The organism is Saccharothrix sp. (assembly GCF_031180885.1).
GTDB lineage: Bacteria > Actinomycetota > Actinomycetes > Mycobacteriales > Pseudonocardiaceae > Actinosynnema.
Genome location: NZ_JAPSLK010000045.1, coordinates 6540 through 29896, shown reverse-complemented (window position 1 = coordinate 29896; position 23357 = coordinate 6540). Strand labels below are relative to the sequence as shown.

Below are 23357 nucleotides of genomic sequence, written 5' to 3'. Positions count from 1 at the left end.
GCGAGCGCCGCTTTTGATCTTTCAAGCTTTTGCTCTTGAGAGCGCGAAGCGCGTAATTCCGGCGCAGCGACCACAGCCCAGGGGGCGGGTTCCGATCCGGAGCCCGCCCCCTTCTCGTTGTCAGAGCTGGGCTTCCAGGTCTTCCTCGGACAGGGCGTCGACCTCCAGGAAGATCTCCGCGACCTGCGCCAACCGCCCCGGCACCGACTCGTCGGCCAGCATCCGGGCCGCCATCGCGCCCACCGTCAGCGTCCCGAACAACGTCCGCACGGTCACCTCCGAGGTGTCCAGCGCCTCCCGCAGCCGGCCCACGATCATGGTCGCCAGCACGGAATCCCCGCCCAGCGCGAAGAACGGGTCGTCCAACCCCACCCGCGCCACACCCAGCACCTCGGCCCACACCTTCGCCAGCACCTGCTCCAACGGCGTCACCGGGGCCACATAGCTGTCCGTCTCGGCCTGCCAATGGGCAGCCACAGCCTTCCGGTCGACCTTCCCGTTGGCCGTCAACGGCATCTCGGGGAGCACGACCACCCGCACCGGCACCATGTGCGGCGGCAGCAGGGACTGCACGAAGGAACGCACCTCGTCCCCGTCCACCGCGCCAGCCACGGCCGCCACCAACTGCGTCCCGGCGACACCCGCGACACCGCGCCGCACACCGGGGTGCTCGGCCAGCGCCGCCTCGACCTCGCCCAGCTCGATGCGCATACCGCGCACCTTCACCTGGTGGTCGCGCCGCCCCAGGAACTCGACCGTCCCATCCGGCCAGTACCGCGCGAGGTCACCCGTCCGGTACCAGCGACGACCCTCGAAACCCACGAACCGGTCCGCCGTGCGCGAGGGGTCAGCCCGGTAGCCGTGGGCGACGCCGTCGCCGCCGATCCACAGTTCGCCGGTCACCCAGTCCGGGCAGTCCCGGCCCCGCACGTCCACCACGCGCAGCGCCACGTTCCGCAGCGGCGTGCCGTAAGGAACGGACCGCCAGTGCGGCGGCACCTCGGTCACCTCGCACACCGTGGAGTGGATGGCGGTCTCGGTCGTGCCGCCCAATCCCGCGAACCGGCACGCCGGGGCCTGCGCGTGCACCCGGCCCGGCAGGTCGGTCCCGACCCAGTCGCCGCCCAGCAGCACCGTGCGCAGCCCGGACAGCTCACCGGGCCGGGCCGTCACCAGCAGCATGTCCAGCAGCGCCGGCACGCAGTTGACCAGCGTGACCCCGCGCGCGGCCGCGAGTTCGACCCACTGGCGGGCCTCCTTGCGGTCGCCCTCCTCCACCAGCACGACCGCGCCGCCCACAGCCAGCAGACCGAACACGTCGTACACGGACAGGTCGAACTCCAGCGCCGACACCGCCAGGCACCGGTCGCCGGGCCCGATCCCGAACCGCTCGTTCAAGTCGTCGATGGTGTTCACGGCCGCCCGGTGCGGCACCTCGACACCCTTGGGCTCACCGGTCGAGCCGGACGTGAACAGCACGTACGCCACGTCCTCCTCACCGCCGCGCACCGGTTCCGCCAGCGGCTCAAACGTGCTCGACGCGTCGGTCAGCACGTGCGAAAGCCCGGCGATGCGCCGGATCCGCTCGGCCCGCGCCGGCGGCTGGTCGACCCCGATCGGCACGTACCCCGCGCCCGCCGCCAGCACGCCCAGCACGGCCGCGATCTGGTCGGGTCCCTTGGGCATGCTCACGCCGACCAGGTCACCGTCCGAAACACCCTTGTCCCGCAACGAAGCCGCGATCCGCAACGCCCGGTCGGCCAGCTCCCCGTAGGTCTGCACACCATCCCGGCCCCACAACAACGCGGGCGCGTCCGGAGTCCGGCCGGCCTGCGCGAAGAACCCGTCCTGCAACAGGTTCCCGCTGCGCGGCCCGTCCGTCGCGTTAACCCGCGCACGCACTTCCAACTGGGCAGCCGGAAGCGCGTTGCCGACCGGCCGCTCCCACACGTCGTCACGCTGGCCCAGGCTGGTGACCAGGTCCCGGAACGCGGCGAACATGGCGTCCACCACGCCCTCGGGGAACGACCCCTCCCGCACGTCCCAGTTGATCAACAGACCCTCGTTGACCTCGGTGACCTGCGCGTCCAGCAGCACCTGCGGGCCCTGCGAGATGATCCACACCGCCTCGCCGAAGCACCGCCGCACCCGCGCGTCGAACAGCTCGCCCAGGTTCAGCGCGCTGGTGAACACGACCGGGGCCAGCACCTGCTCGCCGTGGTGGCGGGACAGGTCGCGCAGCACCTCGACGCCGGAGTACGCGGAGTGCGCGGCGTCCTCGTGCATCCGGGCCTGCAACGCCTTGGCGTGCTCGGCGAACGGCGCCTCGTGCGACAGGTCCACCTCCAGCAGCACCGAGGAGGTGAAGTCGCCGACCAGCTTGTCCACGTCCGGGTGGGTGCCCTGCCGATCGAACATCGGCAGGTTCATCAGGAACCGGGGCTGCGCGCTCCACGCCGACAGCGTCTCGGCGAACGCGGCGGCCACCGCCATCGCCGGGGTGACGCCGTGCTCGTGGGCGCGGGCGGCCAGCCGCTTGCGGTCCTCGGGCGCGAGCCAGTGGTGGCGGCGGGTCACGCGGGACGCGTCGCCGTCCACCAGCGGCAGGTCCGGCGCGGTGGGCAGCTCGGGGATCCGGTGCTGCCACCACTGCCGGGCCTGCTCGCGCTCGGCGGCCTTGGTGACCTCGCGCTCGGCCAGGTAGCGCGGGTAGCTGTAGGCGATGGGCTCGGGCTGGTGGTCGGGCTCGTCGTAGTAGCGGGCGAGGTCGGCCAGCAGGACGCGGTAGCTCAGGGCGTCCGCGGCGAGCATGTCCACGTCGACGTGCAGCCGGGCCTTCCCACCGGGCAGGCGGGAGAGCTGGATCTTGAACACCTCGCCGTTCGCCACGTCCAGGCGGGCGTGCGAGGAGGCGTCCCGCAGCTCCTCCAACGTCCGCGCGACCACGTCCTCCGCGGCATCGCGCAGGTCGTGCAGGACAAGGGGGTCCTGGCGGCGCTGCGGCAGGATGCGCTGGCGGCCGTCGTCGCCGAACTCCGCGCGCAGCATCCCGTGCCGCGCCACCAGCTTCCGCACGGCGTCCGCGAGCCGCCGCGGGTCGAGGTCCGGCCCGTCGAACTCCACGTACAGGTGCGCGGCGACGGAACCCAGGGTGGCTTCCTCGTCGCGGCCGATCCAGTACGCGTGCTGCATCAGGGCGAGCGGGAACGGCGCGTCCTCGTCGACCTCGACCGCGACCTCCGGCTCGGGCGCGACCCCGGCCGCCTCGGCCAGGATCTCCCGCCACCCCGCCAGCGTCGGGCGCTTCGCGAGCAGCGCGAACGGCACCTTGATGCCGCGCCGCCGCCACTTGTTCGCCACCTGCATGAGCTGGATGGAGTCCAGGCCCCACTCGATCAGGCTGTCCTGGTCGGACAGACCCGCGGCCTCGGGCCCCAACAGGTCGGTGACCTCGCGCAGAAGTTCGCCCGCTGTCGGCTGCTGACTCACCACGTGCCCAGCTCCACTTCGAACTCGTCGATCTCTTCTTCGGAAACGTCCACCAGGGCCGTGTCCCGCGTGGTCGGCGCGGAGCCGGCCAGCGCGGTGCGGAACAGCCCGACCAGGTCCGGCTCGTCGGCCCCGATCACCTCCACGCGCAACTCGTCGCCGATGACGACGGCGTTGACCTCCAGCGCCCAGTGCTCGACCTTCGGCGGCACGCGCAGCACCGGCACCTCCGGCGCGGGCGTCCACGGCGGCCCGTCGCCCACGCGCAGCCGGCCGTGGTAGTTGACCACGATCGTCGGCTCGCGCAGGCCCGCGAGCGGGCGGACCAGGCCGTAGCCGATGCCGTTGTCGGGCACCGAGTCGAGCTGGTCCTTGATGTCCCGCAGCCGTGCGCCGGGGCGCAGCCGGACGGGGAAGATCGTGGTGAACCAGCCGACCGTGCCGGACAGGTCCACGCCACCCGCGATGTGCTCCTCCCGACCGTGCCCCTCCACGGCCACCACGACGTCGCCCTTGCGCCCGCGCCAGGACTCCAGGGCCTGCGCGAACGCCGAGAGCAGCAGTTCCCGCACACCGGCCTGCTCAGCGCCGTCGGGCAACGGCACCGAGAACGCGGTGACGTGCCCGCCGCCCGTCGTCAGCACCGGGTCCGCGCCGTCGAGGACGTCCCGCCACAGCCCGGTCTCGCCGCCCCGGTCCTGCGCGGCGAGCAGTTCGGCCCAGCGGCGGAAGGACGTGCCGGTGCGGGTCAACGGCCGGCCGGCCCAGGCGTCGGCGAGGTCGTCGGTGAGGATGCGCCAGGACACGCCGTCCACGACGAGGTGGTCGGCGACCACGAGCACCCGGTCCGGGGCGAACCACACGACCTGGACCAGCCGGTCGGGCGTGAGGCGGTCGCGGGCGGCGAGCAGTTCCTCCTCCGGTCCGCGCTCGGCCCTGCGGATGATTTCCTTGGCGTCGAAGGACTCCTCGGGCACGACCAGCGTCCGGCCGTCCCACCGGGCGCGCAGCACGTCGTGCCGGTCGAGGACCGCTTGGACCGTGCGGGCCAGCCCGTCCTCGGTCAACCCTTCGGGTGCCACCAGGAGCATCGCCTGGCTCAGCCCGCCCTTGGTCCACCGCATGATCGGGGTCGGTTCGACGCGGCCCACCGGGTCGTCGGTCGTCACGGCTACCGACGCCGTGAGCGCGGCGAGCCCGGCCGGGGTGCGGTGCTCGAACACCTGCCTTGGCGTGATCGCCACCCCGACCTTGCGGGCGCGGCTGACGAGCTGAACGGACATGATGCTGTCGCCGCCCAGCGCGAAGAAGCTGTCCTGCGCACCGACCTGCGGCAGGCCCAGGACTTCGGCGAACAACGCGCACAGCACGGCTTCGCGTTCGGTGGTCGGCTCGGCGTGACCGGTCAAGGCCGCGAAGTCCGGGGCGGGCAGGGCCTTGCGGTCCAGCTTGCCGCTCGGGGTGAGCGGCAGGGCGTCCAGCTCGACGACCGCCGCCGGGACCATGTGCTCGGGCAGTTCACGCGCCAGGTCTTCGGTGATGTCGGCCCGGCCGACCACGTAGGCGACCAGCCGGTCGTCCCGGACAACCACCGCCGCCTGCTTGACGCCCTCGACCCGGCTCGCGGCGGCCTCGATCTCGCCCAGCTCGACGCGGAAACCCCTGATCTTGACCTGGTCGTCGGTGCGCCCCAGGTACTCCAGCGCGTCTCCCCGGCGTTTCACCAGGTCACCCGTGCGGTAGAGGCGTTCCCCGGCGGCGAACGGACTCGCGACGAACCGGGAGGCCGTCAGCCCCGGCCGGTTGAGGTAGCCCTGCGCGAGCTGGACACCACCCAGGTACAGCTCGCCCGCCACGCCCGGCGGCACCGGCCGGAGGAACCGGTCGAGCACGTAGACCTGTGTGTTCCACACAGGACGCCCGATCGGCACCGTGGTCTCTCCGGCACCCTCGGACACCGGCCAGTACGTGACGTCGACCGCCGCTTCCGTCGGGCCGTAGAGGTTGTGGGTGTGCGGGAGGGCTTGCGCGATGTCGGACGGGAGAGCTTCGCCGCTGCAGATCACCCGCCGCAGGCTTTCCGGCCGGGCACCCGATTCGACGAAAGCCCTCAACATGGACGGCACGAAGTGCACCGTCGTGACGTGTTCGCGGTCGATCAGCTCGGCCAGGTAGGCGGGGTCCTTGTGCCCTTCGGGCTTGGCCACGACGAGGGCCGCGCCCGTGATCAACGGCCAGAAGAACTCCCACACCGACACGTCGAAGCTCGACGGCGTCTTCTGGAGGACTCGGTCATCGGCGGTCAGCCCGTACTCGTGCTGCATCCACAACAACCGGTTCACGATCGCCCGGTGCTGCACCACCACACCCTTGGGCCGACCCGTCGACCCCGACGTGTAGATGACGTACGCGGCGTCACCCGGCCGCGGCTTTTGTGGTTCGGCGATCTCGCCATCGCTGAGCAGCCCCGGCTCCAAGACCACGGTCGGCTGGGCATCCTCGACCATCATGTCGAGTCGGTCGGCCGGGTAGGACGGGTCGAGCGGCAGGTAGGCCGCACCCGCCTTGATCACGCCGAGCAACGCCACGATCAGGTCCAGCGAACGGTCCATCCGCACGCCCACGACGTGCCCAGGACCAACACCCCGACCCGCCAGCCTTCCGGCCAACTCGGTGGCCCGCGCGTCCAGGTCCGCGTATGTCGTTCTGGAGCCCTCGAAGACGACGGCGGTGGCGTCCGGAGTGCGGGAAGCCTGTGCTGCCAACAACTCCGCGAGGGTCGTGGCCGGCACCGGGTGGTCGGTGGTCCGGGTGAGAACGGCGTCCCGCTCCCCCGGCGTCAGGACGGACACGCGGGACAGGGGGCGGTCCGGGGCGGCGACCAGGTCGTCCACCAGGCGGACGAAGCGGTTGACGACACCCTCCACAGTGGACCGGTCGAACAGGTCCCGCGCGTAGACGAGCCAGCCGTCCAGGCCGCCGTCGCCGCCGTGCTCGAACAGGTGGAACGACAGGTCCAGCCGGGCGGTGTAGAAGTCGACGTGCTGCTCCCGAAGGGAAGCCGCGCCGAGCGGCACCGGGCCGGCAGGGGCCTGGTTGAACGCGAGCATCACCTGGAACAGCGGGTGCCGGCCCAGCGACCGCGCCGGATTGACCGCCTCCACCAGCCGCTCGAACGGCAGGTCCTGGTGGGCGAACGCGGCCAGGTCGGTGCGGCGGACCCGGTCCAGCAGTTGCCGGTAGGTCGGGTCGCCGGACAGGTCGTTGCGCAGCACCAGGTTGTTGACGAAGAACCCGACCAGGCCGTCCAGCGCGGCGTCCGCGCGGCCGGCGACGGGCGCGCCGATCGGGATGTCCTCACCCGCGCCGAGCAGGTTCAGCAGTGCCGCGACCGCCGCCTGCACGGTCATGAACACCGTGCCGCCGGACTGGCGGGCCAGGTCCGCCAGCGCCCGGTGGGTCCGGGGCGGGAGCCGGAACGGCACCGCGTCACCGGCGTAGGTCGCCTCGGCGGGGCGGGGGCGGTCGGTCGGGAGGGTGATCTCGTCGGGCAGGTCGGCGAGGGCGGCGGTCCAGTGGGCGAGTTGTTCGGCGGCCAGGCTCTTGGGGTCGGCGTCGTTGCCGAGCACGTCGCGCTGCCACAGCGCGTAGTCGGCGTACTGGACCGGGAGCGGGGCCCAGCCGGGGGTCCGGCCGCGTTCGCGTTCGGTGTAGGCGGTGGCCAGGTCGGCGACCAGGCGTTCGGCGGACCAGCCGTCGCTGGCGATGTGGTGCGTGAGCAGGGACAGGACGTGGTGGTCGCCGACCCGGTACAGCGTGGCCTCGAACGGTGGTTCGCGGTCCAGCTCGAACCGCCGGGCGGCGGCGTCGCGCGGGTCGCCGGTGCCGTGGTGCAGGGTCGGCAGGACGTCCAGGACCTGCTGGTACGGCTTGCCCTCGAACTCGGGGTAGACGGTGCGGAGGACCTCGTGGCGGCGGACGACGTCGGCGAGGGCGAGGGTAAGGGCGTCCACGTCCAGTCGGCCGTCGATGCGGACGGCGAAGGGGACGTTGTAGGTCGCGCTCGGGCCTTCGAGGCGGTAGAGGAACCAGAGGCGCTGCTGTGCCGAGGACAGCGGGGTGCGGCGGGGGCGGGGCATCGGGGTGAGGGCGGGCCGCTTCCGGCCGCCGCCGTCGAGCAGTGCCGCGAGCCCGGCGACCGTGGGGGCGTCGAAGACCTCGCCGATGGCCAGTTCCACGTTGAGGTCCGCGCGGATGCGGCCGACCAGGCGGGTGGCGAGCAGCGAGTGGCCACCGAGGGCGAAGAAGTCGTCGTGGCGGCCGACGGTGGGGACGCCGAGGAGTTCGGCGAAGAGTCCGGCGAGGGTGCGTTCGGCTCGGGTTTGCGGTTCTTCGTGGGCTGTGGTCGTCAGCTCGGGCTCGGGCAGCGCCTTGCGGTCGAGCTTGCCGCTGGGGGTGAGCGGGAGTTCGTCGAGCACCACGATGGTGGACGGAACCAACTGCTCAGGCAGCGTTTCCGCTACCGCCGCGCGCAGTGCGGACGGGTCGAGCGCCGGCCTCCGGCCCCCGTCACCATTCTCCCACGCCCCACCGACAATTTCCGTGCCACCGACCGTCCCGGTGCCGCCGACCGTCCCGGTGCCGCCGACCGTCCTGGTGCCACCGGCAGTCTCGGCGTCGGTCTCGGCGGGCACCACGTAGGCGATGAGTTGTTGGCGGGCGGTGTTGACCGTTGCTGCTGCCGCTCGGACGCCGGGGAGGGCGGTCAGGGCGGCCTCGACTTCGCCGAGTTCGATGCGGAAGCCGCGCAGCTTGACCTGGTCGTCGGTGCGGCCCAGGTATTCCAGCGCGTTGCCGTCCCACCGCACCAGGTCACCGGTCCGGTACAGGCGCTCCCCCGCGTTGAACGGGCTTGCCACGAAACGGGTCGCGGTCAGGCCCGGCCGGTTGAGGTAGCCCTGTGCGAGCTGCACGCCACCCAGGTACAGCTCCCCCGCCACACCCGGACCGACCGGCTTGAGGAACCGGTCCAGCACGTACGTCTGCGTGTTCCACACCGGACGTCCGATCGGCACCGTCCCCTGACCCGCGCCCTCGGACACCGGCCAGTACGTGACGTCGACCGCCGCTTCCGTCGGCCCGTACAGGTTGTGCGTGTGCGGCAGCGCACGACCGAGGTCGGACGGCAAGGCCTCGCCACTGCAGATCACCCGCCGCAGACTTTCCGGCCGGGCACCCGATTCCACGAAAGCCCTCAACATGGACGGCACGAAGTGCACCGTCGTCACACGCTCACGCGCGATGAGGTCCGCCAGATAAGCCGGGTCCTTGTGCCCCTCCGGCTTGGCGACGACCAGCGTGGCACCGGTGATCAGCGGCCAGAAGAACTCCCACACCGACACGTCGAAACTGGATGGCGTCTTCTGGAGGACTCGGTCATCGGAGGTCAGCCCGTACTCGTGCTGCATCCACAACAACCGGTTCACGATCGCCCGGTGCTGCACCACCACACCCTTGGGCCGACCCGTTGACCCCGACGTGTAGATCACGTACGCCGCATCACCGGGGCGGGGCGGGTTCGGCTCCGCGGTCTCGCCGTCGCTGAGCAGACCTGGCTCCAGCACGACGGTCGGCTGGGCGTCCTCGATCATCATGGCCAAGCGGTCCGCCGGGTACGACGGGTCCAACGGCAGATAGGCCGCACCCGCCTTCACCACACCCATCAACGCCACGATCAAGTCGAGGGAACGGTCTATGCGCACGCCCACGATGTGGCCCGGACCCACACCTCGACCAGCCAACCGTGCAGCCAACTCGGTCGCCTGGGCGTCAAGGTCCGCATATGTCGTTCGAGAGCCCTCAAAGACGACGGCGGTAGCGTGCGGCGTACGGGACGCCTGTGCTGCCAACAACTCCGCGAGAGTGGTCTCAGGGACCTCGACCGGCGGGCCGATGAGGCGAGCCTGTTCGTCGGCGTCCAGGAAGTCCAGGTCGCTGAGGCGGCGGTCGGGGTCGGTCAATCCCGCCGCCAACAGGCGTTCCAGGTGGGTCAGGAAGCGGTCGACGGTGGCCGGGGTGAACAGTTCGGTCGAGTAGGTCGCCTCGACGCGCATCCGACCGTCGGTCAGGAACGCCTCCAGCGCCAGGTCGAACTGGGTGGTGTCGTTGTGCACCGTCTCCCAGCTCGCCTCCACCCCGGGCAACTGGAAGCCCTGCAAACCCTGGGTCAGGAACAGCAACATCACGTCGAACAGCACCGAACGGCCCGGCACCCGCGGCGGGCGCAGGCGTTCGACCAGCAGGTCGAAGGGCAGGTCCTGGTGGGCGTAGCCGTCGGTGCACACCTTCCGCACGCGGGCCACCAGGTCGGCGAAGGTCGGGTCGCCGGACAGGTCGGCGCGCAGCACGAGGGTGTTGCCGAAGTTGCCGATGAGCCGTTCGACCTCGCCCGCATCGCGGTTCATCGACGCCGACCCGATCGGCACGTCCGTCGCGCCCGTGTACCGGCCCAGCAGAGCGGCGTAGGCGGCGAACACGACCATGAACGGCGTGACGCCCCGGGCCTGGGCGAACTCGGCGATCCCGTCCGTGACCGCGGTGTCGAAGGTGCGGAACCGGCGGTCGCCGCGGTCGGAGCGCAGGGCCGGACGCGGCAGGTCAGTCGGCAGCGGCAGGTTCTCCGGCATCGGGTCGAGTGCGCGGCGCCAGTGGTCGAGGTCGCGGGACAGGCGTTCGTCGGTGAACGTCTGCCGCTGCCACACCGCGAAGTCCGCGTACTGCACGGGCAGCGGCTCCAGGCCCGCGGGGCGTCCCGTGGTGTCCTCGCGGTAGAGGGCGGACAGGTCGCGGGACAGGGTGTTGAAGGTGAAGCCGTCCCACGCGATGTGGTGCACGGTGAGCACCAGGACGTGGTCGTCGTCGGCGCGGCGCAGCAGGCGCAGCCGCAGCGGGTGGTCCCGGCGCAGGTCGAACACGTAACCGGACTCCGCGCGCGACACCTTGCGCACGGTCCGGTCCCGCTCTTCGGGCGTGAGGCCGCGCAGGTCGGACTCGGGCATGGTGACCACGGCGTACGGGTCGACCACCTGGTGGGGCTCGCCGTCGTCGCCGGCGGTGTAGCGGGTGCGCAGGATCTCGTGCCGCTCCACCAGCCGCTGGAACGAGCGGTGCAGGGCGGCGGTGTCCAGCGCGCCGCGCAGCTCGATCGCCAGGCACACGTTGTACGCGGGGCTGTTCGGCGCGATCTGCTGGAGGAACCACATGCGGGACTGCGCGTAGGACAGCGGCAGGTCGTCGTCGGAGGTCCGCTTCGGGATCTGCGCCGTGCTCGCCAGACCGGCCTGCGCCAGCCGTCGGCGCAGCAGTTCGCGCTTGCGGGCGGCCAGGTCACTCACCAGGGGTCTCCTTCGCGATCAGCGTCAGCGCGGCGAACCACTCGCGCGACAGCTGCTGGATCCGGTCTTCGCTGAACAGGGCGGCCGGCCACTGCCAGTCCGCTTCGAGGGTGCCGCCGCGCACCAGCACGTTGAGCACCAGGCAGTACGGCGCGGGCATCGCGTCGTCGACACCGCCGCCCATCGCGCCCACCTCGGGCGCGCCGGACCACGGTTCGCCGTCGCGCTCGCCGATCGTGAGCCGGCCGAGGTAGTTGAACTCGATCTGCGGCTCGGGCAGGGCGGCCAGTTCCTCGGCGGTGTCGGGATTGAGGTAGCGGAGCAGGCCGTGGCCGATGCCCTTGTCGGGCAGGGAAAGCTGCTCGTTGACCCTCAGGAGTCCCTTGTGGACGCTCGCTGTGAGGTCACCCGGGTCGACGCGGACCGGGAAGACACTGGTGAACCAGCCGACCGTGCCGGACAGGTCCGCGCCGGGCACGACCGCCTCCTCCCGCCCGTGGCCTTCCAGCGCCAGCAGCAACGAGGTGTCGGCCGTGCCGCGCCACTGGGCCACGGCGTGCGCGAGACCGGCGAGCAGGACGTCGTCCACGGTGACGCCGTGCCGTGCGGGGACCGTGGTCAGCAGGGCGGCGGTGGTGTCGGTGTCGAGGAACGCGCGGGTGGCGCGCATGGTGGCGCGGGTGTCCACCGCCGGGTCGAGGCGGCGCGTGCCCAGCACCGGGTCCGGGCCGGACAGGACGTCCCGCCACAGCGGCAGTTCGGCGGTCTTGGTGCGGGCGGCGTCGACCAGGCCCAGCGCCCACTCGCGGAACGACGTGCCTACCGGCGGCAGTTCGCGCCCTGCCCACAGGTCGGCCAGTTCCGGCACCAGCACGCCCCACGACGCGCCGTCCACGACCAGGTGGTGCAGCAGGACCAGCAGGCGGCCGGTGCGGGTCGGACCGGTGTCGAACCACACGAACCGGACCATCTCGCCGGTCGCGGGCCGCAGCCCGGCCAGTTCCTCCTCCATCACCCCGGGCAGCCGTTCGGCGATGGCGGTGTACTCCAAGTCCGACGCCTCGATCCGGCGCACGCACGCGTTCGCGTCCACGGCTCCGCGCGGCCGGACGGTGAACGTGCCGTCGAACGTCGCCCGCAGCACGTCGTGGCGGTCGAGCAGGGTCGCGACCAGCTCCACCAACCGGTCCCGGGTCAACTCGGCCGGCGTGCACAGCATCCGGGCCTGGCTGAGCCGGTCGTAGGGCGCGTTGTCGTTGAGCCAGTGCAACATCGGCGTCAGCGGCACCTCGCCGACACCGGCCCCCAAGTGTCCACTGTGGACGGAGTCGCGCACGACCCGGGCGAGGCCGGCGACCGTGCGGTGCTCGAAGACGTCCTTGGGACTGAACGACAAGCCCGCGCCGCGCGCCTTGCTGACCAGCCGCATGGACACGATGCTGTCCCCGCCCAGCGCGAAGAAGCTGTCGTCCGCGCCGACCTCGGGCAGTCCCAGGACCTCCACGAACAGGGCCGCGATCTGCCGTTCCCGGTCGGTGGCGGGCGGTCGGGAGGCGGTTGTCGTGCAGTCGGGCGCGGGCAGTGCCTTCACGTCGAGCTTGTCGTTGCGGGTCAACGGGAACCGGTCGACCGCGACGATCGCCGCGGGCACCATGTGCTCGGGCAGGGCCGCCGCCACGCGCTCCCGCAACCCGTCCGTGCCACTCGCCACCACATAGGCGACGAGCCGCTTCACGCCCGGAACGTCCTCCCGCGGCACCACAACAGCCCGTTCCACGCGGTCGTCGCGCAGCAGCACGGCCTCGATCTCGCCGGGCTCGATGCGGAACCCGCGGATCTTGACCTGGTCGTCCACCCGGCCGAGCAGTTCGATCAGGCCCTCGGCGTTCCACCGGGCCACGTCGCCGGTGCGGTACATGCGGGTCCCGGGCGCGCCGAACGGGTCGGCGACGAACCGCTCCGCCGTGGTGCCCGGCCGCTTGAGGTAGCCGCGCGCCAACCCCTCGCCCGCCAGGTACAGCTCACCCTCCACGCCCACCGGGCACGGCCGCAGGTGGCGGTCCAGCACGTAGGCGTGGGCGTTGCCGACCGGCGAACCGATGCACGGGTTCTCGGTGCGGTCGAAGTCGCACGCCGCCGAGTCGACGGTGCACTCCGTGGGGCCGTACAGGTTCCACACGGCCAGGTCGGGCTCGTCGCGCAGCGACCGCCACAGCGACGGCGGCACCGCCTCACCGCCCACGCCCAGCACCTTCAACCCGCCGCGCCAGCCGGGTTCGGACGCGACCTGCGCCAGCAGCGAGGGCGACAGCTCCACGAACTCGATGCCGTGGTCGACGAGGAACGCGCGCAGCAGGTCGGCGTCCCGGCGGACGTCGGCGGGCACCAGGTGCAGCTCGTGCCCGGCGAACATCCACAGCATCGGCTGCCAGGACGCGTCGAACGCCATCGGCCACGCGTGCGCCACCCGCAGCGGGCGGCCCAGCCGCTCCTGCGCCGGGTCGAACAGGTCGGCGCGGTGGCTGACCAGCAGGTTCCGGATCGACCGGTGCGGCACGACCACGGCCTTCGGCGTCCCGGTCGAGCCGGAGGTGTAGATGACGTAAGCCGGGTGCTCGGGGTGCGGCGGGGTCGGCAGGTCGTCTTCCGGGACGCCCGTGACGTCGGGCAGTTCGGTCAGCACGATGGCCGGGTCGGCGTCGGCGAGCATGAAGTCGATGCGCTCGGCCGGCCACTCCGGGTCCACCGGCAGGTAGGCGGCGCCCGCCTTGAACACGGCCGCGAGCGCGACCAGCATGTCCGGCCCGGCGGGCATCTTGAGCGCGACGATCTTCTCCGGCCCGGCGCCGTGGTCTTTCAGGACGCGGGCCACCTGGTTGGCGCGGGCGTTCCACTCGGCGAACGTCAGCTTGTCCGTGCCCGCTACGATCGCGAGCGCGTCGGGCGTGCGGCGGGCCTGCTCGGCCAGCACCTCGGGCAGGGTCGCGGCCGGGACGTCTCGCGCTTGGCCCGTGCCGTAGCGGCGCAGGTCGGCGAGTTCGTCGTCGCTGAGGAGGGTCACCCGGGTCGCCGTGGTGGTCGGGTCGGCGACGAAGGCCTCTGCGGCGCGCTCGAACCAGGCGGCGACGGTTTCCGCCCACTGCGCGGTGAAGACGTCCGGTCGGTGCTCGAAGACGACCGACAGGCGTTCCTCCGCCGCGACGGCCAGGGTCAGCGGGTAGTGCGTGGAGTCCTCGACCTCGACCCGGCTGATCGCGATGCCGGCGGCCCGTTCGGCTTCGGCGACGGCGTCCCGGTCGACCGGGTAGCTCTCGAACACCACGAGGGTGTCGAACAGGTCGCCGTGGCCGATCGCGCGTTGGACGTCGGTCAGGCCGAGGTACTGGTGCTCGATCAGGCCGCCCTGCTCGTCCTGGACGGCTTTGAGGACGTTGAGGAGGCTTCCGTCGACGCGGACGCGCACCGGGACGGTGTTGATGAACAGGCCGACCATGCCGTCCACGCCGGGCAGGTCCGCCGGGCGGCCGGACACGGTGGCGCCGAACAGGACGTCGTCGCGGTTGGTCAGGCGGGTCAGGAGCAGGCCCCACAGGCCTTGGACGACCGTGTTGACGGTGAGGCCGTGTTCGCGGGCGCGGGCGTAGAGGCGTTCGGACAGGTCCTGCGGGAGGTCCAGTCGGTGCTTGGCGGGGCGGATCGGGGAGTTGGGGGCGTTCGGGGCGAGCAGGGTCGGGCCTTCGACGTCGCCCAGCGCTTGTGACCAGGCTTGCAGGGATGCGTCGCGGTCGCGGGTCGCGAGCCAGGCCAGGTAGTCGCGGTAGGGGCGGGGTGCCGGCGGCGGGGTGCCCTGGTAGAGGGCGAGGAGTTCGCCGACCAGGAGCGGGAGGGACCAGCCGTCGAGCAGGACGTGGTGGTTGCTCAGCACCAGCCGGAAGTCCCGGTCGCCGAGCTTGACCAGGGTCATCCGCAGCAGCGGCGGGTTGTCCAGCTCGAACTTCTCTTCGCGGTCGTTCGCGAGGAAGTCCGCGAACTCGTCCTCGGTCAGTTCAACGCTGTTCCAGGGCAGTTCGACGTCGCGGAGCACCACCTGGACCGGTTCGTCCACGTCTTCGTGCACGAACGCGGTGCGCAGGTTGGCGTGCCGCTCCAGCAGGGCTTGGGCGGCCCTGCGAAGCCGGTCCGGGTCGACGTCGCCGGTCAGGCCCAGCACGAACTGGACCGTGTAGACGTCGTCGGCGGCCTCGTCGAAGACCGCGTGGAACAACATGCCCTGCTGCAACGGGGACAGCGGCAGCACGTCCTCGATGGGGTCGCTCACTTCTTCCGCCATTTCGCCGCGATCTTGTCGAGTTGGTCCTGCTTGAGCGACACCAGCGGGACGTCGGACACCGTCAGCCCCGACACCCCGCCGCTTTGCGTCTCGCTGATCAGCGCTTCGAGCGCTTCCCGCCACCGCTCGATGAGACCGTCCACTTCGGACCCGGTGTGGTCGTCGGTGTAGGAGAAGGTGGCCTTGACGACCGGCCCGTCCGCGCGGTCCTCGGTGACGACGTCCAGTTCCAGCGGGCGGTGCTGGGTGGTCGGTTCGGGCAGCTTCTCGGGTGCGGGCACCCAGAAGCCCTCGGGGTTGTCGACGTCGAAGCGACCCAGGTAGTTGAAGCCGATCCGGGCGTCGGGCGCGGTGAACCGGTCGCGGTCTCGGTCGCGGTCTCGGTCGCGGTCTCGGTCGCGGTCTCGGTCGCGGTCGCGGTCGCGGTCGCGCAGGAGCCCATATCCGATCCCGTTGTTGGGAATCGCCCGCAGGGTTTCCTTGACCCGCTTGAGCGTGTCACCCGGATTGGGCGTCGGTTCCAGGCGAACCGGGTAGACCGTGGTGAACCACCCGACCGTACGCGACAGGTCCGCACCCGGCACCAGGTGCTCTTCCCTCCCGTGCCCTTCGAGGGCGATGTGTTCAGGTCGGCCGAGGGCGGTGGCGAGGGCGGCCAGCAACACGTCCTGCGTGCCGGTCCGGAACGCCGCCGGCACGTCCCGGAGCAGCGCTTTAGCCCGCTCCCCGCCGATCTCCACAGTCCGCCGACCCACGGTAGGCGCCGGCCTCCGGCCCCCGGTTTCCATTGTCCCACGGGGGTACGACAATTCCGCTTGAGGCGCCCTGGGGCTCATTGTCTCACCGGGGTACGACATTCCCGCTTGTAGCGCCCCGGGGCTCATTGTCCCATCGGGGTACGACATTCCCGGTTCAAGTGCCCTGGGGTCCATTGTCCCAGCGGCCTCCGACAATTCGGCCGGCTCCGGCGCGGTCGGCCCGGTCGGCTCGGGGGCGGTCTGTCGGATCGGGTTCAGGGTGCGGGTCCACCAGTCGGTCTCGGCCTTGCTCGGCGTCGGCAGGTTGCGGGCCCACCAGCGGAACGAAGTCGGGACCGGGTCCAGCTTCGGCGGGTTGCCCTCGCGACAAGCGGTGAAGGCCTGCTCCAGGTCCGCCGCCAGCACACGCCACGACACGCCGTCCACCGCGAGGTGGTGCAGCACCAGCAGCAGCCGCCCCGGAACGTCCTCCCCCAGGTCGAACCAAGTCGCCCGCAGCAGCACGCCGGCCACCGGGTCGAGTTCGGCCAAGGACCGCTCGTACTCGGCGCGCACGGCCGATTCCAGGTCGCCCTCGACTCGCACATGGGTCAAACCGGCAACAACCCCAGCCGGCGGCACGTCCAGCGCGCCGTCCACCAGACGTGCGCGCAGCAGGTCGTGGTGGTCGAGCAGCGCCTGCACGGCCCCCTCGAACACCCCCGGCCCGGACGCCGCAGGCACCCGCAGCAGCGCCGCCTGGGCCATGCGCGGATCACCGGACTCCACCCACCACCGCATGATCGGCGTCAACGGCACCTCGCCCACGCCCTGCGCGCGGTCCTCGTCGTGCTGGACCGGTGGGTCGCCGACGGCACGGGCGAGCGCGGCGGCGGTCTGGAACTCGAACACCTGGCGTGGCGAGATCCGCAGCCCCGCCGCGCGCGCCTTGCCGACGAACTGGATGGACAGGATGCTGTCACCGCCGAGCGAGAAGAAGTTGTCCTCCGGCGACACCTTCGGCACCCGCAGCACCTCGGCCATCAGCGCGCACAGCAGCTTCTCGGCCTCGGTCTCGGCTTCACGGCCACCGCTGACCGGTTCGGGCGCGGGTTCGGGCAGGGCCTTGCGGTTGACCTTGCCCGAAGGCAGCAACGGGAACTCGTCCAGGAACACGAACCGCTGCGGCACCATGTGGTCGGGCAGGCGGGTCCGCAGCCAGTCACCGAGACCGTCTACTTCGGACCCGAGGCAGTACCCGACGAGCTTCTTGTCCCGCAACAGCACCACGGCCCGTCGAACCCCGTCGTGCTGTTCGAGGACCGCTTCGATCTCCTCCAGCTCGACCCGCATGCCACGGATCTTGATCTGGTTGTCGGCGCGTCCGAGGAACTCCAACGTGCCGTCGCCGCGCCACCGGGCCAGGTCACCGGTCCGGTAGAGCCGTTCCCCGGGCGGTCCGAACGGGTCGGCGACGAAGTGGTCCGCCGTGCGGCGGGGGTCGTTGATGTAACCCCGTCCGAGGTACACGCCACCCGCGTACAGCTCACCCGGCACGTCCACGGGAACCTGCCGCAGGTGCCGGTCCAACACGTAGAGCCGGGTGTTCCCGTTCGGTCGCCCGATCGACACGGCCCGGCGCATCGCGTCGGGTTCGCGGTACACGACGTGGCTGACGCCGATCGTCGCCTCCGCCGGCCCGTACCCGTGGTACATGACCGCGTCGCTCACCTGCCGGAACCGCTGGAACAACTCCGGCGTGAGCACCTCGCCACCACACCAGACGTGCTTGAGCGACCGGCCGCGCTCGGCGAACCCGTCGACCTGGACGAGGAGGTCGAGGATCGAGGACGGCAGGTAGGTGAACGTCACCCTGTGGCGTTCGATCAGCCCGAGCATGTACTCGATGTCCCGCTCACCACCGGGCTCGGCGATGACCAGCTTGCCGCCGGTGACCAGGGGGAGGAACACCTCGTTGATCGAGATGTCGAACCCGAGCGGGGCTTTGAACAGCGCGGCGTCCCCCGGCCCGAACCCCAACATCTCCCGCTGCCACAGCAACCGGTGCGTGATGGCCCGATGCCGGATCATCGCCCCCTTGGGCGTTCCGGTGGATCCGGACGTGTAGATCACATACGCCAGTCCTTCGGGCTCCACAACCCCCGCCGGCGCGCCGGCACTCGCCGCGGGCCCGGGGTCATCCGCCACAACCGCCGGCCCACCGACACTCGCCGCAACCGCCGCAGCAGCACTGTCAGCCCCAGCCCCGGCGTCCGCCGCAACCGCCGCCTCCGCAGCACCCACCGCAACCGCCGCTTCCCCAGCGGTCGCCGCAACCGCCACTCCCCCAGCGGTCGCCGCAGCCGCCACTCCCGCGGCGTCCGCGGCGTCCGCCGCGCTCGCCCCTCGGCCAGCGTCCGCCGCTCCGCCAGCGTCCGCCGGTCCGCCAGTGCTCGCCGGTCCGCCAGTGCTCGCCGGAATTGTCGGTGCCTCGTGGGACGATGGAGACGGGGGCCGGAGGCCGCCCAGCTCCACGTGCACCACCGGAATCCCCAGCTCACGCACCGGCCCGTCGTGCGCCGCCCCGCTCAGCACCGCCGTCAGCCCGGCACTCGCCGCGACCTCCGCGATCCGCCGCGCCGGCCACGAAGGCTCCAGCGGCACGAAAGCGCCGCCCGCCTTCTCCACCGCCAGCAACCCGACGACCAGCTCCAGCGACCGCTCCCAGTGCATCCCGACGGTCCGCTCCGGCCCCACCCCGGCCGCCACCAGCCGCCGGGCCAACCCATCGGCCAACCCGTTCAGCTCGGCGTAGGTCAAGCGCTCGTCGTGGAACTCGACGGCGGGCGCGTCGGGCGTGCGCGCCACCTGCTCCTCGACCATCGCGGTCAACGTCGTGACCGGCCGCTCCTCCGCCGTGTCGTTGAACGACGCCAGCAAGGCGCGCTCGTCGTCGTCCAGCAGGTCCACCAGCCCGACCCGGCGGTCCGGCGCGTCGACCAGCGCGGTCAACACGCGAACCAGCCGGCGGGCCGTGCGGTCGACGGTGGGCAGGTCGAACAGGTCGGTGGCGAAGGTGACCTGGCAGTCGTCCGGTCCGAAGTGGAACGCCAGGTCGAACTTCGCCCCGGTCACGCCCGCGTCCAGCGGCCGGACCCGAAGCCCGGCCAGCCGCAGGTCGGTCGCCGCGACGTCCCGCTGCGACACCATGACCTGGAACAACGGGTGCCGCCCCGGCGCACGCGGCGGCGAGACCGCCTCCACCACCCGCTCGAACGGCAGGTCCTGGTGCGAGAACGCGTCCAGGTCGCTGTCACGCACCCGCGCCAGCAGCTCGCGGAACGTCGGGTCGCCGGACACGTCCGTGCGCAGCACCAGCGTGTTGACGAAGAACCCGACCAGGTCGTCCAGCGCGGGATCGGTGCGCCCCGCGACGGGCGTGCCGAGCGGGACGTCCTCGCCCGCGCCCAGCGCCGACAGCAGCACGGCGGTCGCGGCCTGGCCGATCATCAGTTCGGTGACGCCGAGCTTGCGCGCCAACGCCCGCATCCGGTCGGCGAGGCCGTCCGGGAAGGCGACGGTCACGCTGCCGGCCGCGCGGGTCGGGCGCTGCGGACGGGGCCGGTCGGTCGGCAGGGGCAGTTCCTCGGGCACGTCCTCCAGCCGCCGCGTCCAGTACGCGCGCTGGTCCTCGACCGGGATCTCCTGCCGCCACAACGTGTAGTCCGCGTACTGCACCGGCAGCGGCGACCAGTCCGGGGCGCGGTTCTCGCGGCGCGCGGCGTAGGCGGTGGCCAGGTCGCGCAGCAGCGGGCGGGCGGACCACTCGTCGGCGGCGGAGTGGTGGACGACCAGGACGAACACGTGCTCTTCCGGGCCGACTTCGAGCAGTTCGGCGCGGATCGGGATCTCGCTGTCCAGCCGGAACGGCCGCCGCGCCACCTCCGCCACGAAGTCGTCGGAGGACTGACCGGTCCGGCGGGTGCAGCGGATGTCCTGCGGCGGCTGGACGTGCTGGCCCTGTGCGCTGAGCAGGGTGCGCAGGGATTCGTGCCGGGTGACCACGTCGGTGACCGCCGCGTCGAGGGCGTCGGGGTCGAGCGGCCCGGTCAGGTGGGCGGCCAGCGGGATGTTGTACGCGGGGTCGGGGCCTTCTAGTTCGTGGAGGAACCACAGGCTGCGTTGCGCGGGCGAGAGCGGCACGACGTCCGGGCGGCGGCGGGCGTGCAGCGGCGGGCGGTCGGTGCTGCCTTCGAGTCGGCGGGCGAGGCGGGCGACGGTCGGGGCGTCGAAGATCGCGCGGATGCGGACGTCGACGTTCAGCGTGCGGCGGATGCGGCTGACCAGGCGGGTGGCGAGCAGCGAGTGGCCGCCGAGGGCGAAGAAGTCGTCGTCGCGGCCGACCCGGTCGAGGCCGAGGACGTCGGCGAACAGCTCGGCGAGGATCTCCTCGCGCGGGTCGCGGGGCGCTTCGGCGGTGGTTTCGGCGACTTGGGGTTCGGGCAGGGCCTTGCGGTCCAGCTTGCCGGACGGGGTGAGGGGCAGCGCTTCGAGCACGACGATCGCCGAGGGCACAAGCTGCTCGGGCAGCCTTTCCGCGAGCGCCCGGCGCAGCGCGGCAACGTCCAGCGCCGGCCTCCGGCCCCCGACACCATTATCCCACGCACCACCGACAATCCCGCGAGCACGGGCAGCCATGTCATCCGCGGCAAGCCCGCCGGCGGCAGCCGCAAGTCCGCCGCCATCGACGATTTCGCCGCCAACGGACCGCTCGCCGCCAATTGCCGCAGCCGGCGCGCCATCAGCCGCGCCGGCGCCATCGGTGGCGCGCTCGCCGGAGGCCGAGTGGTCGCCGGGTGTCGGGCTTTCGTCGGGCACCACGTAGGCGATCAACTGCCGGCGGCCCGTGTGGACCGTGGCGGCTGCTGCTCGTACGCCCGGCAGCGCGGCCAGAGCGGCTTCCACCTCGCCCAACTCCACCCGGAAACCCCGGATCTTCACCTGGTCATCACTCCGACCCAGGTACTCCAGAGCACGGCCGTGCCAGCGGGCGATGTCGCCGGTTCGGTACAGGCGTTCGCCCGGCGTGAAGGGGTTCGCGACGAAGCGGGACGCGGTCAGCCCCGGTCGGTTCAGGTAGCCGCGGGCCAACTGGGTGCCGGCCAGGTACAGCTCTCCCGCGACCCCCTCCCCCACCGGCCGGAGGTAGCGGTCCAGGACGTAGACCTGGGTGTTCCACACCGGGCGGCCGATGGGGACGGTGGACTCGCCGGCGCCCGACGACACCGGCCAATACGTCACGTCCACGGCGGCCTCGGTGGGGCCGTAGAGGTTGTGGGTGTGGGGTAGGGCGTGGGCGAGGTCGGTCGGTAGGGCCTCGCCGCTGCACAGCACGCGTCGCAGAGAAGTCGGTCGGGCACCCGATTCGACGAAAGCCCTCAGCATGGAGGGGACGAAGTGGACGGTGGTGATCTGTTCGCGATCAATGAGATCAGCGAGGTACGCGGGGTCCTTGTGGCCCTCGGGCTTGGCCACCACCAGGGTCGCCCCCGTGATCAACGGCCAGAAGAACTCCCACACCGACACGTCGAAGCTCGACGGTGTCTTCTGCAGCACCCGGTCCTCGGCGGTCAGGCCGTACTCCGCCTGCATCCACAGCAACCGGTTCACGATCGCCCGGTGCTCGACCACCACGCCCTTGGGCCGACCCGTCGAACCGGACGTGTAGATGACGTACGCGGCATCGCCGGGAGTCGCCGGGCGCACGGGTGCCGGCTCACCGTCCACCACCAGACCCGGCTCCAACACCACGGTGGGCCGGGCGTCTTCGATCATCATGGCCAGGCGGTCCGCCGGGTACGACGGGTCCAGCGGCAGGTAAGCCGCACCGGCCTTGACCACACCCAGCAACGCCACGATCAGGTCCAGCGAACGGTCGATCCGCACGCCCACGACGTGGCCCGGACCGACACCCCGACCCGCCAACCGGCCGGCCAGCTCAGCAGCCCGCGCGTCCAGATCGAAATATGTCAACCGAGTGCCCTCGAAGACCACCGCGGTGGCGTCGGGAGTGCGGGAGGCCTGTGCTGCCAACAATTCCCTGAGAGTCGTGGCCGGCACGGGATGGTCAGTCGCGTTCAGCTCGGTGACGACGTGGGCGTGCTCGGAAGCGGTCAATGGCTGGAGGTGGGCGACCGGGAGAGACGGGGTGGCGGCGAAACTCGCCAGGACGTCCTGCACGCGTTCGGCCACGCGAGCCACGGCCTCAGCATCAAAACGAGCCGGGTCGTGGTCGAAGCGGAGGGTCAGAGTCTCGCCGGGAACCACCAGCAGCGCCAACGGGTAGTGGGTCGCGTCGCGCACCTCCACGCCCGCCGGCGGCGAGTCGGCCAGGTCGGTGCCTGGGTAGCTCTCGACCACCAGCAGGGTGTCGAACAGCGGCGACCGGCCCGCGGCCTGCTGGATGTCGGCCAGGCCCAGGTGCTGGTGGTCCAGCAGGGCGGCCTGTTCGTCCTGCACGCGGGTCGCCAGCTCCACCAGCGTTTCCGCCGGGCGCAGGCGCACCCGGGTCGGCACGGTGTTGATCAGGAGGCCGACCATGGTCTCCACGCCGGGCACGTCCGGGTTCCGGCCGGAGACGGTCGCGCCGAACACCACGTCGTCCCGGCCGGTCACGGACGCGAGCACCAAGGCCCATGCCGACTGGACCACGGAGTTGAGGGTCAGGCCGTGGTCGCGGGCGAACCTGGTGAGGGCCGCGAAAAGGTCCGAAGGGAGAGGGAACTCGGTGCGCTGGGGCAGGCCCGGAGCAGCGGACGAGCCGACCAGGGTGGGGCCGTCCAGGTCCGACAGCGCCGAGGACCAAGCGGCCGAAGCAGCGGCGGTGTCCTGTTTGGACAGCCAGCTCAAGAAGTCGCGGAAAGGCCGCACGGGCGGCAGATCATGGCCGTCGTACAAGGCGAAAAGCTCGCGCACGAGGATCGGCGCGGACCAGCCGTCCCACAGCAGGTGGTGGGAGGAGATGACCAGGAAGTTCTCCTCGCCCCTCACCAGGACGAAGCGGACGAGCGGCGGGCGGCCCAGGTCGAACGGGGTCGCGCGGTCGGCGTCCAGGAACGCCCGGAGGTCCGCCGGGGCGTCCACAACCTGCCACGGCACCTCGACGGTCCGCCGCACGACCCCGACGAACTGGCCGGAAGCCTGCGTGCGGAACGCCATCCGCAGCACCGCGTGCCGCCGCACCAGCGAGACCACGGCCCGGTGGAGCCGTTCGGCGTCCACCGGACCGGCCAACCGCAGCACGGTCTGCACCGTGTAGACGTCGGTCTGCTCGCCGAGGAGGGCGTGGAACACCATGCCCTGCTGGAGCGGGGTGAGCGGGAGAACGTCCTCGACGCTCGTCGACAC

4 protein-coding genes are annotated in these 23357 nt (G+C 71.8%); all 4 read right to left on the bottom strand.

Annotated elements, in window-relative coordinates:
• Positions 1-120 precede the first annotated feature (120 nt).
• The 4 genes from RIN75_RS33230 to RIN75_RS33215 are packed head-to-tail and all read right to left on the bottom strand — an operon-like array spanning position 121 to position 23357.
• Positions 121-3492 carry an amino acid adenylation domain-containing protein gene (locus RIN75_RS33230; RefSeq protein WP_309116032.1) on the bottom strand — a complete coding sequence of 1124 codons (3372 nt, stop codon included), beginning with the start codon at positions 3490-3492 and terminating at the stop codon, positions 121-123.
• Positions 3486-10883 (bottom strand): non-ribosomal peptide synthetase, encoded by a 7398-nt coding sequence (locus tag RIN75_RS33225; RefSeq protein ID WP_309116031.1) that lies wholly within the window; start codon positions 10881-10883, stop codon positions 3486-3488. The genes RIN75_RS33230 and RIN75_RS33225 overlap by 7 nt, the downstream gene beginning before the upstream one ends.
• Positions 10876-15213 carry an amino acid adenylation domain-containing protein gene (locus RIN75_RS33220; RefSeq protein ID WP_309116030.1) on the bottom strand — a complete coding sequence of 1446 codons (4338 nt, stop codon included), beginning with the start codon at positions 15211-15213 and terminating at the stop codon, positions 10876-10878. Before RIN75_RS33220 ends, RIN75_RS33225 begins: the two co-directional genes overlap by 8 nt.
• The gene (locus RIN75_RS33215) at positions 15198-23357 is read right to left on the bottom strand and encodes a non-ribosomal peptide synthetase (protein ID WP_309116029.1); all 8160 of its coding nucleotides are present in this window, start codon (positions 23355-23357) and stop codon (positions 15198-15200) included. The genes RIN75_RS33220 and RIN75_RS33215 overlap by 16 nt, the downstream gene beginning before the upstream one ends.

Coding starts and splice junctions, on each gene's coding strand:
- RIN75_RS33220 (WP_309116030.1), bottom strand. CDS start 15,213: ATGGCGGAAGAAGTGAGCGACCCCATCGAGGACGTGCTGCCGCTGTCC.